7 protein-coding genes are annotated in these 10,028 nt (G+C 71.0%); 5 read left to right on the top strand and 2 right to left on the bottom strand.

What is annotated here, in order from left to right:
* The first annotated feature begins 142 nt into the window (after window positions 1-142).
* Window positions 143-2,833, top strand: a complete 2,691-nt coding sequence (locus tag AW271_RS22965) for an AAA family ATPase (protein ID WP_062339447.1) — start codon at window positions 143-145, stop codon at window positions 2,831-2,833.
* A 69-nt stretch (window positions 2,834-2,902) separates the two neighbouring features.
* Here AW271_RS22965 and AW271_RS22970 read toward each other — a convergent pair whose 3' ends face one another.
* Window positions 2,903-4,000 carry a tryptophan dimethylallyltransferase family protein gene (locus AW271_RS22970; RefSeq protein ID WP_083977068.1) on the bottom strand — a complete coding sequence of 366 codons (1,098 nt, stop codon included), beginning with the start codon at window positions 3,998-4,000 and terminating at the stop codon, window positions 2,903-2,905.
* A gap of 240 nt (window positions 4,001-4,240) precedes the next feature.
* Between AW271_RS22970 and AW271_RS22975 the strand changes: the two genes are divergently transcribed.
* The 4 genes from AW271_RS22975 (at window position 4,241) to AW271_RS22990 (ending at window position 9,169) form a co-directional block, all read left to right on the top strand.
* On the top strand, window positions 4,241-6,865 hold the full coding sequence (locus AW271_RS22975) for a helix-turn-helix transcriptional regulator (protein WP_083977090.1): 2,625 nt from the start codon (window positions 4,241-4,243) through the stop codon (window positions 6,863-6,865).
* A 115-nt stretch (window positions 6,866-6,980) separates the two neighbouring features.
* Window positions 6,981-7,520 carry a hypothetical protein gene (locus tag AW271_RS22980; RefSeq protein ID WP_157554524.1) on the top strand — a complete coding sequence of 180 codons (540 nt, stop codon included), beginning with the start codon at window positions 6,981-6,983 and terminating at the stop codon, window positions 7,518-7,520.
* A 9-nt stretch (window positions 7,521-7,529) separates the two neighbouring features.
* On the top strand, window positions 7,530-8,606 hold the full coding sequence (gene fni / locus AW271_RS22985; protein ID WP_063818074.1) for a type 2 isopentenyl-diphosphate Delta-isomerase: 1,077 nt from the start codon (window positions 7,530-7,532) through the stop codon (window positions 8,604-8,606).
* 2 nt (window positions 8,607-8,608) lie between these two features.
* Window positions 8,609-9,169 carry a hypothetical protein gene (locus tag AW271_RS22990; RefSeq protein WP_062339450.1) on the top strand — a complete coding sequence of 187 codons (561 nt, stop codon included), beginning with the start codon at window positions 8,609-8,611 and terminating at the stop codon, window positions 9,167-9,169.
* Between the two features lie 56 nt (window positions 9,170-9,225).
* Here the strand turns inward: AW271_RS22990 and AW271_RS22995 are convergent, their stop codons facing one another.
* Entirely contained in the window at window positions 9,226-9,819 is a 594-nt protein-coding gene (locus AW271_RS22995; protein WP_157554526.1) for a hypothetical protein, read from the bottom strand.
* Between the last annotated feature and the right edge of the window lie 209 nt (window positions 9,820-10,028).

Here is a 10,028-nt window from a genome sequence, read left to right on the forward strand (position 1 = left end):
CGGCCGGAACGCGGGGCCTGAGTAGTCGGTACTCGACCGGAGGATCACCTTCGCGGCGGGCCGGATGTGATGGCGCGGACGCCTTGCGTCCCTCCGGCGGCCGGTTACTCTCGTTGGAGATCTCCTCGACGCGAGGGTCACCATGGCGCCGGCTGAAGAGACCTCAACCGACTATCCCGTTGTCGGACGTGAACGCGAGCTGAGCCAGTTCGCCGCCGTCCTGCGTGACGACGACCTTCACGCGTTCGCCGTCCACGGCCCGGCGGGGGTAGGCAAGTCACGCCTGGCCGAAGAGTGCCTCGCCATGGCCGGGCAGGCCGGTTTCCAGTGCGGCCGGGCCATCGCCCGCCCGTCCCTGAACGCCGTCCCGCTCGGGGCGCTGGCCCACCTGCTCCCCGCGGGCACCGGCCTCGACCCCGTTGGTGACTTCACCCGGGTCGTCGAGACGCTGACCCAGCCGGCCGAGGGCCGGTGGGTGCTGATGGTGGACGACCTGCACTGGCTGGACGCCGCCTCCGCCGTCCTGCTCCGGCAACTCCTGGACGCGGGGGCGGTGAAGCTCGTGGTGACGATCCGCTCCGGAGAGCCGGTCGGCCATGCCGTCGCCACGTTGTGCGGCGGCGATGCCGTCCGACGAGTGGACCTCGCCGAATTCGACCATGACGGCGTCGCGCGGTTCCTGCGGGCCGCCTTGGGCGGCCCGGTGTCCGAACGCGCCGTCCGCGGCATGCACCGCCATTCGGGCGGCAACGCACTCTACCTGCGCGAGCTGCTCCACGGCGGGGTGGCCTCCGGCGCGCTCACCCACGACGGGCAGCTGTGGGACATCCCCCAGGCCGCACCGGCGGCCACGCCTCAACTCGCCGAGCTGGTGCGCGCCCGCCTGGCCGGCACCGGCGACGACGCCCGCACCGCCCTGGAACTGCTGGCCCTGTGCGAACCCGTTTCGCTGGCCGACGTCCAGGCGGTCGCGTCGCTGGAAACCCTGACCGGACTCGAACGTTCCGGCATCGTCAGGACCGGCACCGACGGCCGGCGCCTCTTCCTCGCCTTGGCCCACCCGTTGTACGGCGAGGTGCTGCGCGGCGAGATGCCCGCCGAGCGGCGGACGACGCTGATGCTGGCCCAGGCCGGCCGCGTGGAGGCCTTCGGCGCCCGGCGCCGCGAGGACGAGCTCCGGGTGGCGGGCTGGCGGCTGGACGCCACGGGAACGGCCGATCCTGACCTGCTCAGGCGGGCCGCCGTGCTGGCGCGGCATGCCAACGACTACCGGCAGATCGTTCAGCTCACCGCCGCTCTGCCCCCGGCCGAGCGCACCCTCCCGATCAAGGTGCTGCGGGCCGAGGGACTGCTCGAGGCCGGTCGCTGGAAGGAGGGCGAGGAGATCCTCTCCGAGGCGTACGCCCACACCGCTACCGACGAGGAGCGGCTCCAAATCGCCTACATGCGGGTGATCAACCTATTGTGGATCGCGGCCCAGCCGGAGACGGCCCTCCAGGTCGTCCGGGAGGCCGAGGCGCGGATCCGGGGTCCGGTCGGCAGACGCCTGCTCAGGATCATCGAAGGCACCGTGCTCGCCGTCTCCGGCGAACCCGGCCGTGCGGCCGGGCTACTCGCCGAGCTGGAGAGGGACCCCGAACATCTGCGCGCCATGAACGCCAACGCCTGGCTGATGGGCGCCTGGGCGTTGCCCGTGGCCCTGGCCCAGCTCGGCCGCTCCCAGGAGGCCGTGGCCTCGGCGAAGCGGCACCACGCCGTCCACCTCCAGGTGAGCGCGCACTCCCCGGTGACCCCGCCCGCCCACCAGCTCATCGCCCTGGTCCTCGCCCTGACGGAGGCTGGAGAGACGGCACGGGCGGTCGAGGCCGGCGCGCACGGCTTCGAGGAGATGATGGGCGCCGCCCGGCAGGACGGCCCGGGCCGCTCCGGCCGCCCGGCGGTCTGGCGCTGCGGCGCGGTCTGGATGGCCACCTTCCTGGGCCGGACGTTCCTGCTGACAGGCCGCCCGGCCTCGGCGCGGCGATGGTTCTCCGAGGCGGCGGCGGTCGCCAGGGCGCACGGGCACATGAAGAGTCTGCACCGGGTCTACACCGGCCTCGCCGCCGCTGCGGCGCAGCTCGGCGAGCTCGACGCCGCCCAGAGCGCCCTGGAGGAGGCCTGGCTCCATCCCCGGAGCGGGTTGATCACCGGCGAGGACGCCCTGGGCACGGCCTGGCACCTGGCCGCCCTGGGGAACCTCGCCGAAGCCCGGGAACTTCTGCTGAAGGCGGCCGGGCAGGCGCGGGCCGCCGGGCACGTCAACGCGGAGGCGTGGTTGCTGACCGACATCGCCCGGCTCGGCGGGGCCCGGGAGGTCGTACGCCGTCTGGAGGAGCTGGCCCACGTGGGCGACGGGAAGCTGATCTGGGTGCGGGTCCGGTTCGTGCGAGCCCTGGCCTCTCGCGATCCCGACGACCTGGTTCTGGTCGCGGCCGGCGCGGAGGCCGTGGGCGCCGACCTGTGGGCGGCCGAGGCCGTGTCGGCCGCCGCGGGCGAGTGGCGCCGCCGGGGTGAGGAACGACGGGCGAATGCCGCCCTCCAGCAGGCGGCCGGGCTCCTGTCGCGATGCGAGGGGAGCCGCACTCCGCTCCTGGTCGTGGCTCCGCGCGCCACGCCGCTGACCGCGCGGCAGGCGGAGATCGCCACCATGGCGGTGTCCGGCCACTCCAGCATGGAGATCGCCCGCGCGCTCTTCCTGTCTGTGCGTACCGTCGAGAACCACCTCAACCAGGTGTATGCGAAACTCGGGGTGGCTGGCCGTCCGGCGCTGGCCGAGGCGCTGCGGAACGACTGAATATCGGCCCACCGGGTCGAACCCCACTCTGCTCCAGGATGCGCGGAGAGTCGGTGAGGTGGGCCACCGTCATGGGCGGTACACCTCCGGGCCGATGTAGACGGTCACTGTGGGCTGATGGGCGTTCTTGAAGCCGGCCCAGCTCTGCGCGGTGGACCGTTCGAGCGGCCGGGTGATGCCCGCGGCCAGGGCCGCACGGTATCCCGCGTCATCGATTCCGGCGTGCCGCATCAGCTCGGACACCCGGTCGGCGGCGACCGCGTCGTTGGGCAGGTTGGGGGACAGCGGCAGGTGCAGGGTGACCTCGTCCACGACCCCGTCCTCACCGCGGAAGGTCACGCAAGTGATCGGGGCCTTTCGGTACGGCCCGGCGTGCCCGAGCACCCGGCCGCAGACGTCCGCCAGCGACCCTCGTTCCCCGTACGACATCAGCGGGTCCACCCGGTCGATCTGGGCGGCGGTCATCCCCTCATGCCGGAAGTAGACCTTGACCCTGCTGTCAGGCGACCCGACGAGGTCGAGGGAGAAGAACACGGGGTGATCCCGGGGATCGGCGAACCCGCCGAAGGCGGTCTCCAGCACCCGCCACGACTTCCTGCGGCCGAGTCGTGTCATGGCCCGCCTGACCAGTTCCGGGGCCGCGCCGTCGCCCTTCACCCGCGGGTTGAAGTACACCTTGTGCATGGGCGTGGTGCGATCCCCCCACACCACGGAGTGCCACAGCGAGAAGGGCGACATCGGCTCCCGGTCCAGGAAGACGTCCTCGATCGCCAGGTAACGGCCGATGGACACCCCTTCCCTGACGGCGAGCGCGCGCACCAGCCGGGCCGCCTCCGCCTGCACCGACCTCGGTGTCGGGTACGCGCCCAGGGGCTCGATGAGGGCGCGGACATTGGCTGTGTCCGGCGTCCAGGCCAGCGAGAACTCGATCGGCATGTGGTCGTTGGCGACGCCGGAGAGATAACGCGGCCCGGTCCCGACGGGCAGGTCGCCCCAGCCCGCCAGCATGCTGGAGAAATCCCGGCTCATCCGGTCGATTCCCGCCCTGCTGTAACCGAGGGCGGTTCCGAATGCGGACAACATGTCCAGGCCGATTCCGGCATAGGTCCTGCCGCCGGTCCGGGTCAACTCCGTCGAATCACTGCCGCGGTGCAGACGAGTCGTCATTCCGCATTCCCTTCGTCCTCCGGGGGAGTCGCCCGGTTCCTTTGGGAATTAACGCCGTCGCATTGGTGCGCCGGCACGAGTAACCGGTACTCAGATACGCCGTGGGGCGGGGCCGATGGAAATGAGTAACGTTTACTCATGCGCCGCCTCGGCGCGAGGCGGATGAAATGGAGCCGGGCGTAACGTCGTCGCGCCGCGACGCCGCGTCAGCCCGGGCGGACGGAGGTGGCCGTGGGGCCGGTGCGATGGCCTCTTGTCGGCCGGGACGAGGAACTCGGCCGCATCAGCCGGGTCCTGCTCGGCAAACGGCCCGGCGGAATCGTCATCTCCGGGCCCCCGGGGGTTGGCAAGTCACGACTCGCCGAAGAGTGCCTGGCCAGGGCGGTACGCAAAGGATGCCGCGGCTCGCGAGCCACGGCGAGCGCGGCGGCGGGTGCGGTTCCGCTGGGCGCGATCGCCCATCTCCTACCCCCCGAGGCCGACCTATCGGACCCCGCTGCCGGCATCGCCGAAGTGGCGGCCTCGCTCTGGGGCGACGGTCTGCCCCCGTGGGTCCTGCTGGTCGACGACCTGAACCTGCTGGACGCGGCCTCGGCCCTGCTGCTGGCGCGGCTGGCGGCGGCGGGCGTCGTACGCCTGATCGGCACCCTGCGGAACGGGGAGGAGGCGGGTGAGGAGGTCCGTTCCCTGGTAGAGGCGGGTGGGATGAGCCATGTCCGGCTGGCCGAGTTCGCCCCCGGACAGGTCGAGGAGATCCTTCGTGCCGCGCTGGGCGGCCCGGCCGACCGGCGTACCCTCAACCGGCTTTACGCCGCCTGCGGCGGGAATGTCCTCTACCTGCGGGAACTGGTCCACAGTGCGCTGGAGTCCGGAGACCTCGCCGGGGACGGCGAGGTCTGGCGGCTGGCCGACGCCTGGGTGCCCGGCGGTTCCCGGCTGACCGAACTCATCGGCGCGCGCCTGGCCGCCGCCGGTCTCGGGAACCGCCCGGCGCTGGAACTGCTGGCGTTGTGTGAGCCGCTGTCCCTCGCCGACGCCGAGGCCTGCGCCTCCCCCCGCGCGCTCCGCGGACTGCGCGAGCTCGGCCTGGTCCGCATCCTGCCTGACGGACACCGTGTGACTGCCGCCCTCGCCCATCCTCTGTACGGCGAGGTGCTGCGTGCCGCCATGCCGGTTCTCGGCCGACGCGCCCTGCTCGTGGATCAGGCCGACCGGGTGGAGGGATACGGAGCCCGCCGCCGGGACGACGCCCTGCACATCGCCACCTGGCGGCTGGCCGCCACCGGAACCGCCGACCCCGCGTTGTTGATCCGGGCCGCCGCCCTCGCCCGCCACGCCAGGGACTACGAACAGGTCACCGCCTTGCTGCGGGCCGTGCCCGCCCCCGCCCACACCGCGCGAAGCCTGCTGCTGCTTGGCGAGTCGTTGTTCGAACTCGGCGACCCTCAGGGCGCGGAACAGACTCTTACCAGGGCAGCTTCGGCCGCCGACGGAGACCGGGAGAAGCTGGAGGTCGCTTTCGCCCGCAGCATGAGCCTGTTCTGGGCCGACGGCCGTACCGACGACGCCTTCACCGTCAACGAGGCCGCCCGCGCCGAAGTGACGGCTCCCGCCGAACGCCGCATGCTGGACGTCAACGAAGGATGGATGCGCACCATCGCGGGAAGTCCCCGGCGCGGCCTGGACCTGCTCCAGCAGGCCGGGCCCGACCCCCGCGCGGCGGCGAACGTCAGCATCTGGTTGATGGGCGCGATGATGCGCCCCGCCGCACTGGCCGCCCTCGGCCACACCGATGAGGCGATCGGCCAGGCCGAGCACGCCTATACCGTGCACGAAGAGCTCGATGACCAGTCGCTGCTCCTGCCTCCCGCCGGTCAGCTCATCTCTCTGGTGCTGGCGTTCACCGAGGCCGGCCGCCTCGCCGAGGCCAGGGAAGTCAGCCATCGTGCCTGGACCCTGCTGGAACGGCGGCCCGACCCGGTCAGCCTGATCTGGCTCTCCTACCACCAGGCTCGCGCCGAATGGCTCGCCGGCCGCGTACGCAGCGCCCGCCGCTGGTTCGCCGAGTCGGCTGGTCAGTCCCGCTCCCACCGCAACTACCGGGCGTTGGCTCTGGCCCTGTCGGGCCTGACCGCGTGCGCCGCCGTCCTGGGGGATCAAACCAGGGCCGAGAGCACCGAGCGGGAGGCCCGCACCTACCGGTCCATGGGCTACCGGGCAGGTGAGGAACGCCTGGGCGGGGCGTGGCTACTGGCCGCCCGGGGCCGCGTCGAGGAGGCCCGCGCCGTCCTCACCGCCGCCGCCCGCATCGCTTCCGCCAGCGGTCACCTCACCTCGGAAGCGCTCCTGCTGACCGACGTGGCCCGGCTGGGCGGGGCCAGGGAGGTGACACCCCGGCTCGCCGAACTGGCCGGGCAGTGCGACGGACGATGGGCCCCGGCCCGTGCCGCCTTGTCCGCCGCCTTGGCGGCCGACGACCCTGAAGCGTTGCTGACCTGCGCTGACGACCTCGAAGCTGTGGGTGCCGACCTGCTCGCCGCCGAAGCGGCCACCATGGCGGCCGTGATCTTCCGCCGCACCGGCCACGCACGCCATGCCGAGGCTGCCACCCAGCGGTCCGCCGCCGCCGCGTCTCGCTGCCAGGGCGCCCGCACTCCGCTGCTGATCATGGGCCACGCCACCGCCGCCCTCACCGTGCGCGAGGCCGAGATCGCCCTGCTGGCCGTCCGCAAGGCCAGTAAGGAGATCGCCGACCTGCTCGGCCTGTCGGTCCGTACGGTCGACAACCACCTCCAGCACGTCTACCAGAAACTCGGCGTGACGGCCCGGCGAGAACTCGCGGCGGCCTTGGGCGTGGATAGGTAGCGCTTACTCATCAATCTCCGGCCGACCGTTCCTAAGGTCGTCGGTGTCCGAGAAAACGCCACCTGTCGAAAGGCCGAAATTGGCCACCGGAAAAGCCTTGTCCCTGGGCGCCATCATGGCCGCCACGATTGTGGCCGTCACCGCGTCCCCCGCCCACGCTTATGTCGAGAAGCACGAATCCCGTTATGTGCCGCCGTACGAGCAGGGCAAATATTTCGATTTTGCCTGCCCCGCGCAGCATCTGGTCCGGGGCCTCGAGCTGCGGAGCACCCCTAACGTCTGGTTCGGGCAGCCGGTCATCTCCACGGACGAAAACACCTTCAAGGTCCCGGCCGCCAACATCGGCCCCGACGCCGGGGCGGTCTTCGCGAACTACTACTGCGTGGAGCCGTCGAAGAACATCACCCGGACCCTCTGGATCCCGCCCTCGATGGTGATCCTCCCCGGCACGGCCGAGCTCACCATCCAGTGCCCGCAGGACTACCCGTTCGTGGAAGCGATCTCGGCCTGGCCCGACGAACAGGACACGGAGGTGAGCTGGGAGGCCGACGAGGACACCAAGCCGAACTCGGTCGAGTTCTCCTTCACCAACCGCCTCCTCCGGTCGGTGCCCGGCAAGGCGTCGATCGCCTGCAAGGAACTGAACCTGCCCTAGGGAGGGACGATGCCCGATGTCGCGGACGTGACCTTCGAGACCCGCAAGTCCGACCACCTGCGCCTGGCACTCGACGAACGCAACGAGGCCACTGGTCTGCACGACCTGGACCTCTATCACCTGACGCACGACAGCCTGCCCGAACTGGACTTCGACGAGATCGGTATCGCCGCCCGCGCCCTGGGCCGGGAATCGCCCACCCCCTTCTACGTCGCCGGCATGACGGCGGGCCACGCCGCCGCCCCCGCGATCAACCGCCGCCTCGCGGAGGGATGCGCGCGGCACGGATGGATCTTCGGCGTCGGCTCCCAGCGGCGGGAACTCGACGACCCCGGCCTCACCGTCGACCGGTGGCGCACGATCCGCGAGGACTTCCCCAACCTGTCGATCGTGGCCAACGTGGGCGCCGCCCAGCTCGCCGAGTCTCCGTCCGAGCGCATCGTGCGCCTGGCCGAGGTTCTGGACGCGCGGGCGATCGCCGTCCACCTCAATCCGTTGCAGGAGTGTCTCCAGCCCGAGGGAACTCCGCGGTTTCGGGGTGTCGTGTCGGCTCTGCGCCGTCTCACCGAGGCATCGGACATCCCGGTCGTGGTCAAGGAGACCGGCTGCGGCTTCGGAGAACGCGCCCTGGGCAAGCTCGCCTCGCTGCCCATCGCCGCAGTTGACCTGAGCGGCCTGGGCGGCACCCACTGGGGCCGCATAGAGGGAGCCCGTGCGGGGGAGTCCGGCGACGCCGTCCGGGCTGAGGCCTCCGTGACGTTCCGCGACTGGGGCGAGCCGACCGCGACCTCGCTCCTGCCGGCCCGCGCCATCCTGCCGCCCGCCATCGAGCTGTGGGCCTCCGGGGGCGTTCGCTCCGGCCTGGACGCGGCAAAGCTCATCGCCCTGGGCGCGTCGCAGGTCGGCTACGCCCGCCCCGCTCTGTCCGCAGCCCTCGCCGGCGCCGACCACCTCGATGCCTGGATGACCCAGCAGGAGTACGAACTGCGGGTCGCCCTCTTTTGCACCGGCTCGGCCACCCCCCGTGCCCTCTACGAGTCCGCCATCCTGCGCGGACCCCACATCACCACCGGAAAGAGAAAGTGACCATGCGCACCCTCAGAAACCTGATCGTCGCCCTCGCCCTGACCGCAGGCCTCGCCGGCACGGCCCAGCCGGCCTCCGCCGACTCGCACACCGGGATCTTTCACCTGAACGCCCAGGAGCAGCGATACGTGACCTGGTCCTGCCCGTCAGACCAGGCGGTCGAGTCCTACTCGATCTCATCGTCGGCCCACGTCTCGCACTGGGGCTTCGAGTGGCGGAACAACCACAACGGCTTCCGGGTGGTCGCCTCCAACGACAGCAACCGCCAGACCGGCCAGATCGCCGCGGACTACATCTGCGTGCCCGCCAGCATCACGATCACCCAGAAGATCACCGTCCCTCCCTCGACCGTCGACGGCGGTCACGCCGGCTCGTTCCTGATCTGCCCCGCCAGCCATCCCCACGTGGGCCGCGCCTGGGCGAGCGTACCGGCGAACGTCACCTACACCATGAGCGTCTACGTCGACGTCAAGCCCGAGCGCGCGCGGTTCCTCCTGCGGAACTCCTCCCTGATCGGGGCCTCGGCGAAGACCTTCGTCGACTGTCGCGTCCACCCCGCCTGAGCCGGAGAACGGGGACCCGGGTGTGCCCGGGCCCCCGTCGCCGTCCTCTGAGCGGTTTACGAGGTCGAGAGGCGGCGGCACCTGAGGCTTCCGTTGAACACGCCTCGCTGCAGGGCCACGTTGTCCACCGTGATGATCACCCCGTCAGGTTCCCCGACCGTATAAAGCTTCCGATAGGAGAACGTCGCCGCCGGCGGAAGCCGATCCTCGCTCACCGCGAGCTCGACGAACTCCGGACGCGATTCCGGGCAGAGCGCCACCACCACTAGGTAAGGATCATTGGGGCCGAGGTCGTGGTTGCCGAGCGGGACGATCGTGCTTGCCGGGCCTTCGTCGACGGCCTCGCAGGTGTACGTGACGCTCATCCACGTCGTCGAGTTCGCCAGGTTCACGATGTCGGCCCCGAACCCGCCGCCGTGCGAGGAACTGGCGGCCGCCCGCCCTTCCCGGCTGATCTGCAGGTTGGGGCCGGCCTGGAAGATCCAGGTGCCGAGCGAGGTGCCCGCCGGGCAGTACCAGTAGTCGCGCGAGGCGTAGTTGGGCCCGATCTGCCTGGTCTGCGACCGCTCCTCCGCCAGGGCGGCCGACGCGCCGCCGATCACCAGCCCTCCGGCGAGGACCAGTGCCGAGACGGCTCGTAAAAACTTCATGAACACACTCCTTTTTGCGCGAGCACCAAGTATTCGATCGGCATTTCGCCATTTCGGGACTTACACTGCGCTTCCCGTTCAAAGGAAAGACGGCCTGCCGGGAGTGGGCATGAGTAGTTCCTACGCATTTACCGAGCGCCCCGAGTCCTCAATTCTCCTGACAGGGGGTACGGCGGCCATGCTCACATCCGAGGGGTCGGCAAAGCACC

Origin of the sequence: Herbidospora sakaeratensis (assembly GCF_001570525.1) — a bacterium.
Classification (GTDB): Bacteria; Actinomycetota; Actinomycetes; order Streptosporangiales; family Streptosporangiaceae; genus Herbidospora; species Herbidospora sakaeratensis.